This window comes from Ruegeria sp. CG4 (assembly GCF_056537185.1).
This window is the reverse complement of record NZ_JBQFRB010000001.1, coordinates 234,792-249,759: the sequence shown is the minus strand read 5'-3', so window position 1 is coordinate 249,759 and position 14,968 is coordinate 234,792. Positions and strand designations below refer to the sequence as shown.

Here is a 14,968-nt window from a genome sequence, read left to right as displayed (position 1 = left end):
CCGCGCGAAGGCCACATTGCTTCTGCACTTACGCGTCTTTTCGGGCGTCTATCGGTGTAACCGGTCTTTTGCTGGCGAGATTCATACTGTAGACGGGCGCGCAGACAGATACGCGGAAACGGAAAATGGCTCGGATTCTCATCACCTCGGCGATCCCTTACATCAATGGGATCAAGCACCTCGGCAATTTGATCGGCTCGCAATTGCCTGCTGATCTTTACGCACGCTACCAGCGTGGCCGGGGGAATGAGGTCATGTTCCTTTGCGCCACCGATGAACACGGGACACCGGCCGAACTGGCTGCCGCCAAGGCAGGAAAACCGGTCGCGGAATATTGCGCCGAGATGTACGGCATTCAGGCCGATATCGCCAAGCGGTTTGGCCTGAGCTTCGATTACTTCGGACGCTCGTCCAGCGAGCAGAACAAGAAATTGACGCAGCATTTTGCAGGCAAACTGGATGACGCCGGGCTGATCCGCGAAGTCAGCGAGAAACAGGTCTATTCCAACGCCGACAAACGGTTCCTGCCCGACCGCTACATCGAGGGCACCTGCCCCAACTGTGGCTACGAGCGCGCGCGCGGTGACCAGTGCGAGAACTGCACCAAGCAGTTGGACCCGACCGACCTGATCGAGCCGCGCTCGGCGATATCCGGCTCGACCGATCTGGAAGTGCGCGAAACCAAACACCTGTATCTGCGTCAATCAGCGATGAAAGACCAGTTGGATGCATGGATCGACAGCAAGACAGACTGGCCGATCCTGACCACATCGATTGCCAAAAAGTGGCTGCATGACGGCGACGGCCTGCAAGACCGGGGTATCACCCGCGATCTGGAATGGGGCGTTCCGGTCAAGAAAGGCGAACAGGACTGGCCGGGAATGGAGGGCAAGGTCTTCTATGTCTGGTTCGACGCGCCGATTGAATACATCGCCTGCGCCAAAGAATGGGCAGATGCGAACGGCAGGACCGACGCCGATTGGGAACGCTGGTGGCGTACCGACAAGGGTGCAGATGATGTCCGTTACGTTCAGTTCATGGGCAAGGACAACGTGCCCTTCCACACACTGTCCTTCCCGGCCACCATTCTGGGATCGGGCGAGCCTTGGAAGATGGTGGACCATCTGAAATCCTTCAACTACCTAAACTACGATGGTGGACAGTTCTCGACCTCTCAGGGGCGTGGCGTGTTCATGGATCAGGCGCTGGAGATCCTGCCTGCCGATTACTGGCGCTGGTGGTTGCTGAGCCATGCGCCCGAAAGCAGCGACAGTGAGTTCACCTGGGAAAACTTCCAACAATCCGTGAACAAGGACCTGGCCGATGTGCTGGGCAACTTTGTCAGCCGGATCACCAAGTTCTGCCGCTCGAAATTCGGCGAGGCCGTGCCGGAAGGCGGTGCCTTCGGCGACCGGGAACAGGCGCTGATTGACGAGCTCACCAAACGTGTTCGCGCTTATGAAGGTCACATGGAGGCGATGGATGTCCGCAAATCCGCGCAAGAACTGCGGGCCATTTGGGTTGCGGGCAATGAATATCTGCAAGCCGCCGCCCCTTGGTCGACCTTCAAGGAAGACCCTGAACAGGCCGCCGCGCAGGTCCGGCTAGGCCTGAACCTGATCCGGCTTTATGCAGTTCTAAGCGCTCCGTTCATCCCCGACACCTCGGCCCGGATGTTGAGCGCGATGAACACGCTGGACACCGGCTGGCCCGACGATGTCGCCGACGCGCTCAACGCCCTGCCCGCCGGTCACGCGTTCACAGTGCCCGAGGTTTTGTTCGCCAAGATCACCGACGAACAACGCGAAGACTGGCAAACGCGGTTTGCCGGAACGCGCACCTGACCGAACATTCATGTGAAATACCAAAACGGGGGCCGCTTGAGCCCCCGTTTTTGTTTGGGCACCGACCTAAATGTACCAATCGGCGGAGAAATCTCTGCATGCATAGTGGAAGGGAACACATTCAAGACACTTGAGATATTGTCTTAAAGCGGCCATCCTGCCACGTAATTCCGCCGACTCAAAAAGGCACACATGCCATCGCGGCGCCTAATCCATAGATTGAACGAGGCTCTTTCCATGTCCCTTGCAGCAAAGCACCCGATTTTCCGTAGCAGCGGAGCAGTCAGGACACTTGGCAAGTATTTTGCCGTTCTGGCCTGTCTGGGCATGGTACAACCTGCACTGGCACAGGAACAAAGCGACGCGCCGCCGCCCAAGGTTTCCATCGCGGCCGCCTATTCCGAGGAAATCACTGACGAGGCCGTGTTCATCGGGCGCGCCGAAGCCATCGACAAGGTAGATATTGTCGCCCGGGTCAGCGGGTTTCTCGACAGCCAGAATGTCGAGGACGGGGCGTCCGTGACCCAGGGCGACCTGCTGTTCACTATTGAACCCGACCTGTATCAGGCCACTCTGGAGGCTCGCAAAGCCGATCTGGATCGGGCCGAGGCCAATCTGGAACTGGCCAAGGTCGATCTGGCGCGTAAGGAGGAATTGTACAAGCGCGACGCCACGCCGGAATCGGAACGCGATATTGCCCGCGCCAACGAACTGGTCGCCGAGGCCGAGGTGAAAGCGGCCAATGCCGCCATTCAACAGGCAGAACTGGACCTAAGCTATACTGAAATTCATGCGCCCTTCACGGGCCGGATCGGACGGGTATCCACCAGTGTCGGCGACGTCGTCGGCCCGACCAATCCGCCACTTGTCAATCTGGTCAGCGAAGCGCCGATCTATGTCAATTTCTCGCTGAATGAAAAACAGTTCACCACGGTTCTGCAGGCCGTCGATGAAAACGCCTCATCCCTGGCCGAAAGCAACAAAAGCCCGGTGGTCAGGGTGACGCTGCCCAATGGCACAGAGCTGGACGAAACCGGCGAGATCGTATTTGTCGACAACCGCATTGACCCGCTGACCGGCGCCATCACCGTGCGGGCCCAGTTCGACAACGAAAGCCGCCTGATCCTCGACGGAGCTTTCCTGAATGTTCATATCGAGGCTCTGGAGCCGACCTTGCGGGTTCTGGTCCCTCAGGCTGCGCTGCAACGCGATCAGCGCGGCGAATTCGTTCTGGTCGTCAACGACAAACAGATGGTCGAACAACGCTATATCACCACCGGCGATACATTCGGCACCGCCATCATCGTGCTTGACGGGCTGCGCGAGGGAGAAAGCGTCATCGTCGAAGGGCTGCAAAGGGTTCGCCCGGGTGTCGCGGTGGATGCGGTTGTCGCATCCGAGCAGCCGGGAGAATAACGGATGTTCTCAGCCCTGTTCATCAGCCGGCCCAAGCTGGCGCTTGTCATCTCGCTTGTTCTGACGATCATGGGCGGCATCGGCTACCTTGTCCTGCCGGTCGCCCAGTTCCCTGACATCACGCCACCTGTCGTCAGCGTCACGACGACCTATACAGGCGCGAACGCTGAAACCGTTGAAAACACCGTGGCCGCCCCGATCGAGGCGCAGGTCAACGGTGTGGACGACATGATCTACATGACGTCCACCTCATCCGATAACGGATCGTATTCGCTGAACATTACGTTTGAAGTGGGCACCGACCCTGACATCGCTTCGGTCAACGTGCAAAACCGCGTGGCGCAGGCCATGTCGTCATTGCCGACCGAAGTGACTGCATCCGGCGTGGTTACACAGAAAGCATCGACAAACATGTTGCTGCTTGTGACGCTGACATCGCCCAATGGCACTTATGACAGCGTCTTCCTGTCGAACTATGCCTCAATTAACCTGAAGGACGCGCTGGCGCGTGTGCAGGGTGTAGGTAAGGCGGATGTTCTGACCAATCTGGAATACGCCATGCGGATCTGGATGGATCCCGACAAGATGGCTGCGCTGTCCATTACGCCCGGCGATGTGATCAACGCCATCCGCGAACAGAATATCGAAGTTTCGGCAGGTTCAATCGGGTCGCCGCCCGTGCCGGAAGGACAAACATTCCAGTACACGATCAAGACCAAGGGGCGCCTGACATCGGCTGCCGAATTCGGCGAAATTGTCATTCGGACCGGTGATGCGGGCTCGATCGTTCGGGTCCGGGATATCGCGCGGGTCGAACTTGGGGCCCAGTTCTACTCGGCTTCGGGGTATTTCCAATCTGTACCGGCCACCGTGCTTGGCATTTATCAGGCACCCGGAGCAAACGCGCTGGCCGTGTCCGAGCGTGTGCAGGCGGAACTCGAACGATTGTCTCGCGCCTTCCCGACAGATGTCGAATATCAGGTGCCGTTCAACACCACCGATTTTGTCCAGCAATCGCTGAACGATGTGGTCTCGACCCTGATCCTGACCTTCATTCTGGTGATCTCGGTTGTGTTCGTTTTTCTTGGCAGTTGGCGCGCAACGATTATCCCGGCTGTGGCGATTCCCGTGTCCCTGATCGGGACGTTCGCCTTTCTGCTGCTTTTCGGGATGTCGCTGAACACGATCTCTCTGTTTGCTTTGGTGTTGGCCATCGGGATCGTTGTGGACGACGCCATCGTTGTCGTTGAAAATGTCGAACGGATCATCGCGGACGAGGGCCTGCCCCCGGCCGAGGCGACCCGCAAGGCGATGGGTCAGATCACCGGACCGGTCATCGCGACCACTCTGGTTCTGCTGGCCGTCTTTGTGCCTGTGACATTCATGCCGGGTATCTCGGGGCGATTGTATTCACAGTTTGCTGTCACGATCTCGACCGCGGTGGTGATTTCGTCGATCAACGCGCTGACGCTTTCGCCCGCTTTGTGCGGCCTTGTGCTGAAGGAACGCTCTGGCCCGCCCAAAGGCCTGCTTGCCGTGTTTGAGAAGTTCATTGGCACGGTACGCGGCGGGTATGTCGCCATTGTGCGCAAACTTCTGATCCTGCCGGTCATCGCGCTGGGTGTCATCGTTGCTCTTGCCATGGGTACCGGCACGATCATGTCGAACACGTCCAGCGGCTTTATCCCGCTCGAAGACAACGGCTATCTGTTTGTCGACGTTCAATTGCCGGACGCCGCCACGTTGGAACGGACCGAAGCCGTCACGCGCCGCGTGGATGCGCAGATACAGGAAATCCCCGGTGTCGCAAGCACGGTTCTGGTCAACGGTTTCTCTCTGCTGAACGGAACGATCACCAACGGCGCTGCGATCTTCGTAAACCTCGACAATTGGGATGATCGGCAAGAGGACGACCTGAGCGCAAATGCCATCCTTGCCAAAGTTCTGGCAATCGCAAACGGCGAGTCCGCTGCATCGATCGTGGCGTTCAACCCACCGCCCATTCAGGGTCTTGGCATGTCCGCCGGTGTCGAGATGGAGGTTCAGCAGACCGGTGGGGGTACGCCCCAGGATCTGGCCTCGGCGGTAGGATCGTTCGTGTACGCAGCCAATCAGCGCCCGGAAATCGGTCAGGCCTATACCACTTTCCGCGCGAATGTCCCGCAGCTGTTTGTCGATCTGGACCGCGAGAAGGCCAAGACGCTGCAAGTGTCCGTGGCCGAGATCTTTCAGACCATGCAGGCGCAGTTGGGGTCGTACTATGTCAACGACTTCAACCTGTTTGGCCGGGTCTATCGCGTGATGATCCAGGCGGACGGCACCTATCGCGACAATGTCGAAGACATCTCCAACCTGTATGTGCGGTCCACCAAGGGTGAGATGGTGCCACTCGGCACTTTGATCGACGTCGAGAACGTGCTGGGGCCGGTCCTGCTGAAACGTCACAACCTGTTCCGATCCGCTACCGTGACAGCAGTACCCGCACCGGGGCTGTCCAGCGGCGACGCGATCACTGTGATGACCGAGGAATCGGCAAACGCCCTGCCCCCCGGTTACGCCTTCGAATGGACCGGGACCGCGCAGCAACAATTGGCGTCGGGCAGTCTGGTTATAGTGATCCTGGGACTGGCGATCCTGTTCGGCTACCTGTTCCTTGTCGGACAATATGAAAGCTGGACTTTGCCTGTCTCGATCCTGCTGTCTGTTATCGTCGCCCTGTTCGGCGCCGTCGCTGCAGTGGCCATCGTGGGAAGTGACATCAATCTTTACACGCAGATCGGGATGATCATGCTTGTGGGGCTTGCCTCGAAGAACGGCATTCTGATTGTCGAATTCGCGATGGAACAACGCGCCAATGGCCTGTCGATCCGAGACGCGGCGGCCGAGGCCGCATTCCAGCGTTTCCGCGCAGTTATGATGACCGCACTTTCGTTCCTGCTAGGCGTTGTGCCATTGCTTGCAGCCAATGGCGCGGGCGCGGCCAGCCAGAAGGCCATCGGCGTGGCTGTATTTGGCGGAATGCTGGCGGCAACGCTGGTCGGCGTCATTCTTGTGCCTGTCCTGTACGCTCTGATGCAAAGCCTGCGGGAATGGGTCAAGGGCACCCGGAATGATCCGGCTCCACCGAAAGAGACTGCATAAAACAGAACAAAGAAGCCCCGCGTTTTCCGCGGGGCTTTTTTCTGTCCATCAGGCGGATACGGCTACGCCTGATCGTTTCCGCTCATCCATCCACTGCTGAATGCGCGCGATCTGTTCACTGCTCAGGCGCAGACCCAATTTGTTCCGCCGCCAAATTGCATCCTCGGCATTACGCGCGAATTCCCGGTCCATCAGCCACGCCAGTTCACGAGCCGTCAACGAAGCTCCAAACCCCTCCCCCAGATCTTCTGCGTTTTGGGCCTCGCCCAGCATCAGGCGCGCTTCGGTTCCATAGGCCCGGATCAGACGGCGCGCCCATTTTTCGTCCAGAAAACCGTAATCCGATCGTAAGCCTTGAACCAGATCCTCTACCCCGTCGACCGGAAAATCACCCCCCGGCAACGCGACACCAGCGGTCCACGGCTCGGACAGAGCCGGGAAATGTTCGGCAACCTTTTCCATCGCGCTTTCGGCCAGCCGGCGATAGGTCGTGATTTTTCCGCCGAAGACATTCAGAACAGGCGCACCGCCCTGTGCATCGACCTTTAGCGTATAATCCCGCGTCGCGGCCGTAGCACTGCTGGCCCCGTCATCATAAAGCGGGCGTACGCCGGAATAGGTCCATACGACATCCTCGCGCGATACGGGTTGATCAAAGTACTTCGAGGCGAAGGCACACAGATAGTCCTGCTCGTCCTCGGTGCAGACCGGCAGCTGGGACGGATCAGGATGATCCTGATCGGTGGTTCCGATCAAGGTGAAATCCTGCTCATAAGGAATTGCGAAAATGATCCGGCCGTCTTCGCCCTGAAAGAAATAGCATTTGTCGTGATCGTACAGCCTGCGCGTCACGATATGGCTGCCGCGAACCAACCGCACGCCATCGCGCGAATTCATGCGGATCCTGGTCTGAATAATGTCGCCGACCCAGGGGCCGCCGGCATTGATCAGCATCTTTGCACAAATGACACGTTGGGTTCCGCTATCCCGGTCTCGAACCGTTACATGCCACAGCCCGTCAACGCGATCTGCTGACATGACTTCGGTGCGAACCATGATCTCGGCGCCGCGTGCCTGCGCATCGCGGGCGTTCAGGACGACTAGGCGCGAATCCTCGATCCAGCAGTCGGAATACTCATAGGCGGTTTCGAATTTACCCTTCAAAGGCCTGCCTTCCGGCACTGATCGCAGGTTCAGCGACGATGTGCCCGGCAGGATTTTGCGCCCGCCGAGATGGTCATAGAGAAATAGACCCAACCGGATCAGCCAGGCCGGACGCCTGCCCCGCATCCACGGCATCACTGTGCTGAGCAGTCGCGAAGTCGGCGTTTCCGCGTCAAATCGCATGTCCTTGTGATAGGGCAGCACAAAGCGCATTGGCCAACTGATATGCGGCATGGCCCGCAGCAGGGTTTCGCGTTCGATCAAGGCCTCTCGGACTAGGCGAAACTCGAAGTATTCGAGATACCGCAACCCTCCGTGAAACAGCTTTGTCGATGCCGACGACGTGGCCGAGGCCAGATCGTTCATTTCAGCCAGGCTAACCGAAAGACCCCGCCCCGCGGCGTCCCGGGCGATTCCACATCCGTTGATCCCCCCGCCGATGATGAAAAGGTCGGTGATCGGGTTTTCCTGCGCTTCCATAGCTGGTCGATTCTCTGTCTGGAAAAACTATGCGCATTAACCGTAACCGCCTTCGCTTCGTCAATTATAATTTTCGTTTTCTTTCGTTTTTACGAAATTTACATCGCGAATTGGCTTAACAATCCATTCCTCTTGAAATGACCGGAAAAAAGAACAAAAACGAATACACCTTAGAACACAGGAGTTTGCATGTCTCTTTCCTTTCGTCAGTCCGACATACTGGAAATCGCTCGCCAACAAGGGCGAGTGACTGTCGAAGGGCTGGCGGAACAGTTCAGCGTGACGGTGCAGACCATTCGCAGGGATCTGGCGGAACTGGCTGACATGGGGAAACTCGACCGGGTCCACGGCGGCGCCGTTTTGCACTCGGGCGTTTCAAATATCGGCTACGAAGACCGCCGGGGCCTGAATGAAGAGGCCAAGTACCGTATTGGCGAAATATGCGCAGCCAGCATTCCCGACGGGGCATCGGTATTCATGAACATCGGAACCTCGACCGAAGCCGTCGCCCGGCATCTGCTGGACCACAAGAACCTGATGGTCGTTACCAACAACATGAATGTTGCCAACATACTGGTTGAAAACCCCGAATGTAGGGTCGTGGTGGCGGGTGGAGTCCTGCGCCGCTCTGACGGCGGCCTGATCGGAGATTTGACGGCCTCGACCATCCGGCAGTTCAAGGTCGATTACGCGATCATCGGATGTTCGGCACTGGATGCCGATGGAGATCTTCTGGATTTCGACTTTCAGGAGGTTCAGGTCAGCCAGACGATCATCGCACAGGCACGGCAGACGTTTCTTGTGGCGGATCAGTCCAAGTTTCAACGCACCGCCCCGGCGCGAATCGCATCGCTGGCCGATATCGGGATGTTCTTCACGGACCACGCTTTGCCACATGATCTGGACGCTAAATGTGAGGAATGGGAGACTCAGGTGAAGCTCTGCCTTTAACCTGCGGTGCGGATTACATTTCTGCCGGTTTCATTGCCCCATTCCTTGCCACATATCCAATCGCCTGCCAGTATCGGGACAATTTACGGTTGTTCTTGCCTTTGGGGTCACTTGATTTGGGCCTGATCCCGCCGGGCAGAGACAATTCGATTGACGTACCGGGCACCTACGCCTGAGGATGGGGTACCTTCCCAAAATGGAGGCACGAGCATGGGGTTACTGGGTCAGCCGCTGGAATTTTATGACTACCTGACATTTGTCGCGCTGATATTGCTGCTTGCGGCGGTCATGGGCTTGTTCCTGTTCATCATGGGGTTGCCCGGTCGCATCGCGATCAAGCGCAATCACCCGCATGCCGAGGCCGTCAAGATCATGGGCTGGATGGGTTTTTTGGCCATCGTTCCCTGGGTTCACGCCTTTATCTGGGCTTTCCACGACGGTGTAACCGTTGATTTTCGCCGCGGACCAGATGAAGAAAAAGATGCCATCCGGAATGAAATAAAACGGTTGGGCGGCGTCGTGAAACCGGAATACCGCGACGCGCTTGATACAGACGACGCGCAGAAAAGCTAAGGCCAAAGGAAGTCAAAACACATGTTCGTCGCCCTTGGCATCACGCTGTTTTACATCATTTTCGTCTGGTTCATTTTCTTCAAGGCGCAATGGCTGAAATTCAATATCGTCTGGGGCATCGTCTCGTTCTGGGTTGGCGCACATTTGCTGCTGATCTTTCTGGTCGCCTTGCGGTTTTTTCAGCCATTCTCGATCGACAGTCATGTTGTCAGGTCAACTATCCAGATTGTTCCCCGTTTGACGCAACCAACGGTGTTGACCGAGGTTCTGGTTGAACCCAACACCGAGGTCAAAAAGGGCGACCCGCTTTATCGTTTTGACGATACGGTGTTCTCGCTTGCGGTGGACAACGCGACAGCCCAGCTTGTTGCCGCTGAGCAGAATGCGAAAATTCTTGAACAGGATGTCATAGCCGCGTCCGAGGCAATTGAGCGTGCAAATGCGCAGTTGGCCTATGCGAAGACGCAACAGGCCCGATACGAGAATCTTGTTCCTGCGGGCGGCGCCCGTCAGGATGAGCTTGACCGATGGAACGAGCAGGTCACTGAGGATCAGGCACAGGTGCACGAAGCCGAAGCCAATCTTGAAAAAGCAAAACTGGCGCAAGCCTCGCAGATTGATGGCGTCAATACCGGTATCCTGCAGGCCCAGTCACAGTTGGACGAAGCCAAGTACTTCCTTGATAACACGACGATCTATGCGCCCGAAGACGGCATGATCGTTTCCCAGCAGGCCCGACCTGGCCTGGTTGTCGGGGATATCCGTCTGGGTGCAATCGCAAGCTTTGTAACAAAGGACAATCCCTATGTCCTGGCCACCTACCGTCAACAGAACCTGAAATTCGTCGAACCCGGTCAGCCGGTTGAGGTGGCGCTGGACCTGTATCCCGGCGAAATCCTGACCGGCAAGGTCGAGGCGATCTGGTGGGCCACCCGGCAAGGTCAATACCTGCCTTCAGGCCGCCTGCCCGGCTTTGAGCTGCCCAAATTACCCGGACGGATCGCCGTGCAGATTTCGGTCGATATCCCTGAGGGGCACACCTTCCCTGCGGGCGGTCACGCGGCAGTGGCGATTTATACCGGTCAGGGCAAGAGCTTCGAGTTTCTCAGGCGCATCAACATCCGCCTTTATTCCTTCGCCAACTTCATCCGACCGCTGGATATTTGAGGACGCGCATCATGATACGGGCCAGAACCTTCCGCAGATTGATGGGCAGCGCGCTTTGTGTCGTGACCTTTGCAGCCTGCACTCCGGTTGGCCCGGACTTTGTGCGCCCGAACTCTCCGGTCGTCAAACAATGGATCGAAGTGAACAATCCCAACACGGGGCAAAGCGGACTGACCTCGCGCAGCGCGCCCGTGGTAAAATGGTGGGAAACTTTCAACGACCCCACCCTGAACAGACTGATCGCCGAGGCCTACGCGCAAAACCTGACCTTGCAGGTGGCCGGGGCGCGCGTGCTGCAGGCGCGGGCGCAGTTGGGCATCGCGTTTGGTGAGCTTTATCCGCAATCGCAGGCAGTCGGTGCCTCGCTTGAAAGGCGGCAGATCAGCGACAACCTCAATCCAGTGTCCGATATCAACCGCATCATCCCGCTGGACACGGAGTTCTCGACTTCGCAGGTAGGGTTCGACGCGCAATGGGAACTGGATGTCTGGGGCGCGCAGCGGCGCGGCGTTCAGGCTGCACGGTCCAATCTGGCGTTGCAGGTTGCCAACTATGACGATGCCCTTGTGACGCTGACAGGTGACGTTGCCGCCCTTTACGTCAATATCCGCGCCCTGCAGGAATCCCTGGTCGTTGCACAGGAGAATATCCGACTTCAGCAGGAATCTGCGGATCTGACGCAGCTGCGGTTCAACAACGGCGTCACGACCGAGTTGGATGTACAGGAATCCACCGCCTTGCTGAACAATACAAAAGCGCTGGTTCCTGAACTGCAAAGCGACTTGCAGCAAGCCAAGAATGCGTTGGCCGTCTTGCTGGGGCAGCCGCCATCGCGCTTGACCAGCCTGCTTGGAAATTCTGGCCGCATCCCCTCGGCACGGTCCAATGTCGCGGTCGGTGTCCCTGCCGAATTGTTGCGCCGTCGCCCGGATGTGCGGGCCGCTGAACTGGCAGCGGCAACGCAATCCGCGCAGGTCGGGATTGCGATGGCCGATCTTTATCCGCAGTTCATCCTTTCGGGTTCAATCGGTCTGCAGGCATCGGGCGGGCGCGACCTGTTCAACGCCAACAGCACCACCGGGCTGGCCAGCGCGGGTGTCGTCTGGAACGTACTCAACTATGGTCGGATCAAGAATAACGTGCGGGCGCAAGACGCCGCGTATCAGGCCCTGATCGCCAACTATCAGAACACGGTCCTGACCGCCTATTCCGAAGTTGAAAGCGCCATGGTCGCCTATGCGCAGGCCCGCAAGCAGGTCGAATTCTATCAGAACAGCGTTACGGCCTCGCGCCGGGCCGCCGAGATTGCAATCAGCCAATACCGTGATGGCATCGCCAGCTATTCGCGGATTTTAAACACGCAAACCGCCCTGTTGCGGTCGCAAGCCAACCTGATCAGCGCACGTCAACAAGTGTCCAGCAATCTGGTCGCCGTTTACAAAGGTTTGGGCGGTGGATGGCAGATCCGGCAGAATCAGGAGTTCTTGCCCGGTACCGTTCTGGCCGAAATGGCATACCGCACCGACTGGGGTGATCTGCTGGAAAAGACCCCGACCGGTGTCAGCCTGAACTAGGTTCTATTTTGTCAGCCCCCGCAACCCGCCAGAGATCAGAATATTCACCTCGTAGAGGATGCGTGGCGCCGCCAGCCCGCCGGGGCTTGCCAGATAGTTCGGGCTCCACTCGGGGTCGAATTTCTGTTTGAACGCGCGCAGGCCTTCGAAGTGATAGAACTGCTCGCCGTGTTCGTAAACAAACCCCCCGATCCGGTTCCAGAGCGAAGCCAGTTGCCGGTTCTCGATCCCTGAGAACGGCGCAGCTCCGAGAGAGAACCAGTGGAACCCCTGCTCGGACCCCCACACCATCATCTCGGCAAACAGCGCATCCATGACAAAACTGGCGCTGTCAGGCTCATAACGCATCAGGTCCAACGACAGTTCAGACTTGTTCCCGCCCTGAAACAGATTGGCGAAGGCCACGATCCTGCCCGTCTCGGCATTGCGCAGAACGGCGTGATCGAAATACGAAAGATACTCGTCGTCGAAACCTCCCAAGGCAAAGCCCTTCTCTTCGCCTGCCTTACCGGCCAGCCAGTGATCCGAGATTTCACGCAACTCCGGCAAGACCGGTTTCAGGTCCTCCTTCGGAATGATCTCGAACACATAGCCATCACGTACGGCCCTGTTCTTGGCCTGACGAAACCGTTTGCGCGATTTGCCGTCCAGCGAAAACCCTTGCAGCGGAACCCGAGCGACCTCGCCGATTTTCAGGATCGAAAGGCCCAGATCCAGAAAGGTTGGCAAGTATTTGGTCGAAACACTGTAGAAAGCACATAGCTTGCCTTCGCGGTCCGCCCGTTCTCGCAATTGCCAGATCAGTTGTTGACCCGCGGTCTCATCGCCCACAGGCTCGCCCTTGGTGATCAGCGCGTTTCCGGTGTCGGAATAGGCAAGAAACGCGGTTTCATCCGGCGAGATCAGGAACTGCTTGTCGCCAGTCAATGAAATCTGGGCTTCGGTGTCCTCGCTTTGCAACGCAAGCCGTTCCACCGCCTCCGGTATTTCGGTTCGCACCGGAACCGGGATTTCGCGCCCGAACAGGGAATTGACAGCCACCACCCCAAGGATAACCGCAACCACCAGACTGGACCTGAGAAAACGCGAGGCATCGCCGTTCCAGGCGAACTCCCACCACAGGGCGTTTTGATATTCAACGTGCGAATACGCGAACAAACCGATCCAAAAAATCACCGCCATCAGTGCCAGCACACTGACCAGCCATGGAATATTCAAACGGAAAACCGACGCGCCGCTGACCCGGTAAAACGCGCCGCGAAACACTGCAAGAACGGCAATGGTCACCACCATACTCAGCGCTTCATGGATATCCAGGCCGCGGGTGAGCGAAGCGATGAATCCGGCCACCATCAGTACCATCGCGACGACCCAGGCGCGATAGAGCTTACGGAACAAGCCGCGTGATACGAGGATCAGCAGAACCCCAACCACGCTGCCCGCCAGATGTGAGGCTTCGACGAACGAAAGCGGCAATACCTCGCGCAACGCGCCGAGGCTTTGGGAATTGGACGGCAGCGCGCCGGACACCAGTAATACAACTCCAGCCACTGCAGAAACGCCAGCTGCAACCATTGGAACAATCGGGCGAAAAGCGCGGTAGACCCAACTGGCTGCTCCGCCAATCCTGTCGCGCTGTGTCAGCGCATAGGCCACTGCAATGGACAGGCTGGCGATGACGAAGGGCAAAAACGTGTAAACCACGCGATACAGCAACAAGGCTGCGATCACATCCGATCGGCCAGAGGCGCCGAGACCCGCGATCAGTGTAGCCTCGAACACACCGATCCCGCCGGGTGCGTGGCTGAGGATACCGACGGCAATTGCCGCCACATAGATGGCAAAGAAATACGGAAACCCGACGCCCAGATCGTCTGGCATCAGAACATACAGAGTCATTGATGCGCCAAACAGATCCCCTACTGCCGCCAGCGTCAAAAGGCTGGCCAGCTTTCCTCCGGGCAGGTTGAAGCCAAACCCACCATACGCCAGACGGCGCCCGCCGCTGGCAAGCCAGACAAACAGAGCCGCCAACCCGGCCAGCAGGCACAGGCCGATTACGGTTTCGGTCGTTTCACTGATCGGAAGAACCTGAGATATCCCGTCCGGATGCAACGTCAGCAAGATGCCAAGGATCAGGACCATACCCATCCAGAAGGCCACCCACGAGGTCGCGATAACCCCGGCCACACGGGCCAGATCCAACCCAAGCGACGCATAGATCCGATACCGGATCGCGGTTCCCGTGATGTAGGAAAACCCCAGACAGTTTGACACAGCATAGCCACTGGCCCCGGCCATTCCGGCGACCGGCAGCGGAACCTTGTCTTCCGCCAAGCTTTTGACCGCAAACACATCGTAAAAGGACAGCGACAGAAAACTGAATGCGGTCCAGCACAGCGCGAAAAACATGAGCTTCCAGGACGTACCCGCAATATCGGTCTGAACGTCGGACCATTTCACATGCGAAGACAACTCGTGCAGGACGGTCAGCGCAATGATCGTGATAAGGATCGGAACCGCGATACGAACCCAGGGTCTTTCCAGCATGGCCGCAGCCTTCTCGGCCATCCGCAAAACCCGGGAATCGTCACTTGTTTCCTGTACGGTCATCACGACATTCCCTGCTTCAAACCAATCGCGTATTCGGAACTAAAG

At 57.8% G+C, this 14,968-nt stretch carries 9 protein-coding genes; 7 read left to right on the top strand and 2 right to left on the bottom strand.

Annotation, left to right across the window (positions count from 1 at the left end; genetic code table 11):
• Nucleotides 1-125 precede the first annotated feature (125 nt).
• The 3 genes from metG (at nucleotide 126) to ACR0J2_RS01205 (ending at nucleotide 6,401) form a co-directional block, all read left to right on the top strand.
• Nucleotides 126-1,844 carry a methionine--tRNA ligase gene (gene metG, locus ACR0J2_RS01215; protein WP_480811448.1) on the top strand — a complete coding sequence of 573 codons (1,719 nt, stop codon included), beginning with the start codon at nucleotides 126-128 and terminating at the stop codon, nucleotides 1,842-1,844.
• Between the two features lie 237 nt (nucleotides 1,845-2,081).
• Nucleotides 2,082-3,260 carry an efflux RND transporter periplasmic adaptor subunit gene (locus tag ACR0J2_RS01210; protein WP_170616254.1) on the top strand — a complete coding sequence of 393 codons (1,179 nt, stop codon included), beginning with the start codon at nucleotides 2,082-2,084 and terminating at the stop codon, nucleotides 3,258-3,260.
• A 3-nt stretch (nucleotides 3,261-3,263) separates the two neighbouring features.
• Nucleotides 3,264-6,401, top strand: a complete 3,138-nt coding sequence (locus tag ACR0J2_RS01205; protein ID WP_170616252.1) for an efflux RND transporter permease subunit — start codon at nucleotides 3,264-3,266, stop codon at nucleotides 6,399-6,401.
• Nucleotides 6,402-6,449: 48 nt separating this feature from the next.
• Here ACR0J2_RS01205 and glpD read toward each other — a convergent pair whose 3' ends face one another.
• On the bottom strand, nucleotides 6,450-8,045 hold the full coding sequence (glpD, locus tag ACR0J2_RS01200; RefSeq protein ID WP_480811447.1) for a glycerol-3-phosphate dehydrogenase: 1,596 nt from the start codon (nucleotides 8,043-8,045) through the stop codon (nucleotides 6,450-6,452).
• A gap of 189 nt (nucleotides 8,046-8,234) precedes the next feature.
• Here glpD and ACR0J2_RS01195 point away from each other — a divergent pair, with 189 nt between their 5' ends.
• The 4 genes from ACR0J2_RS01195 (at nucleotide 8,235) to ACR0J2_RS01180 (ending at nucleotide 12,310) form a co-directional block, all read left to right on the top strand.
• A complete protein-coding gene (locus ACR0J2_RS01195; protein ID WP_480811446.1) occupies nucleotides 8,235-8,996 on the top strand; it encodes a DeoR/GlpR family DNA-binding transcription regulator in 762 nt (253 codons plus the stop codon).
• A 210-nt stretch (nucleotides 8,997-9,206) separates the two neighbouring features.
• Nucleotides 9,207-9,569 carry a DUF3302 domain-containing protein gene (locus ACR0J2_RS01190; RefSeq protein WP_170616246.1) on the top strand — a complete coding sequence of 121 codons (363 nt, stop codon included), beginning with the start codon at nucleotides 9,207-9,209 and terminating at the stop codon, nucleotides 9,567-9,569.
• A gap of 21 nt (nucleotides 9,570-9,590) precedes the next feature.
• On the top strand, nucleotides 9,591-10,736 hold the full coding sequence (locus ACR0J2_RS01185) for an HlyD family secretion protein (protein WP_170616245.1): 1,146 nt from the start codon (nucleotides 9,591-9,593) through the stop codon (nucleotides 10,734-10,736).
• An 11-nt stretch (nucleotides 10,737-10,747) separates the two neighbouring features.
• Nucleotides 10,748-12,310 carry an efflux transporter outer membrane subunit gene (locus ACR0J2_RS01180; protein WP_480811445.1) on the top strand — a complete coding sequence of 521 codons (1,563 nt, stop codon included), beginning with the start codon at nucleotides 10,748-10,750 and terminating at the stop codon, nucleotides 12,308-12,310.
• A 3-nt stretch (nucleotides 12,311-12,313) separates the two neighbouring features.
• On the opposite strand, the gene mprF is transcribed toward ACR0J2_RS01180, so the two are convergent.
• Nucleotides 12,314-14,923, bottom strand: coding sequence for a bifunctional lysylphosphatidylglycerol flippase/synthetase MprF (mprF, locus tag ACR0J2_RS01175; protein WP_480811444.1), 2,610 nt, complete (start codon nucleotides 14,921-14,923; stop codon nucleotides 12,314-12,316).
• Nucleotides 14,924-14,968 lie beyond the last annotated feature (45 nt).

Bases quoted from the DNA above. Each gene is read 5' to 3' on its own strand.
- metG (WP_480811448.1), top strand. From the start codon at position 126: ATGGCTCGGATTCTCATCACCTCGGCGATCCCTTACATCAATGGGATC.
- ACR0J2_RS01210 (WP_170616254.1), top strand. From the start codon at position 2,082: ATGTCCCTTGCAGCAAAGCACCCGATTTTCCGTAGCAGCGGAGCAGTC.
- ACR0J2_RS01205 (WP_170616252.1), top strand. From the start codon at position 3,264: ATGTTCTCAGCCCTGTTCATCAGCCGGCCCAAGCTGGCGCTTGTCATC.
- glpD (WP_480811447.1), bottom strand. From the start codon at position 8,045: ATGGAAGCGCAGGAAAACCCGATCACCGACCTTTTCATCATCGGCGGG.
- ACR0J2_RS01195 (WP_480811446.1), top strand. From the start codon at position 8,235: ATGTCTCTTTCCTTTCGTCAGTCCGACATACTGGAAATCGCTCGCCAA.
- ACR0J2_RS01190 (WP_170616246.1), top strand. From the start codon at position 9,207: ATGGGGTTACTGGGTCAGCCGCTGGAATTTTATGACTACCTGACATTT.
- ACR0J2_RS01185 (WP_170616245.1), top strand. From the start codon at position 9,591: ATGTTCGTCGCCCTTGGCATCACGCTGTTTTACATCATTTTCGTCTGG.
- ACR0J2_RS01180 (WP_480811445.1), top strand. From the start codon at position 10,748: ATGATACGGGCCAGAACCTTCCGCAGATTGATGGGCAGCGCGCTTTGT.
- mprF (WP_480811444.1), bottom strand. From the start codon at position 14,923: ATGACCGTACAGGAAACAAGTGACGATTCCCGGGTTTTGCGGATGGCC.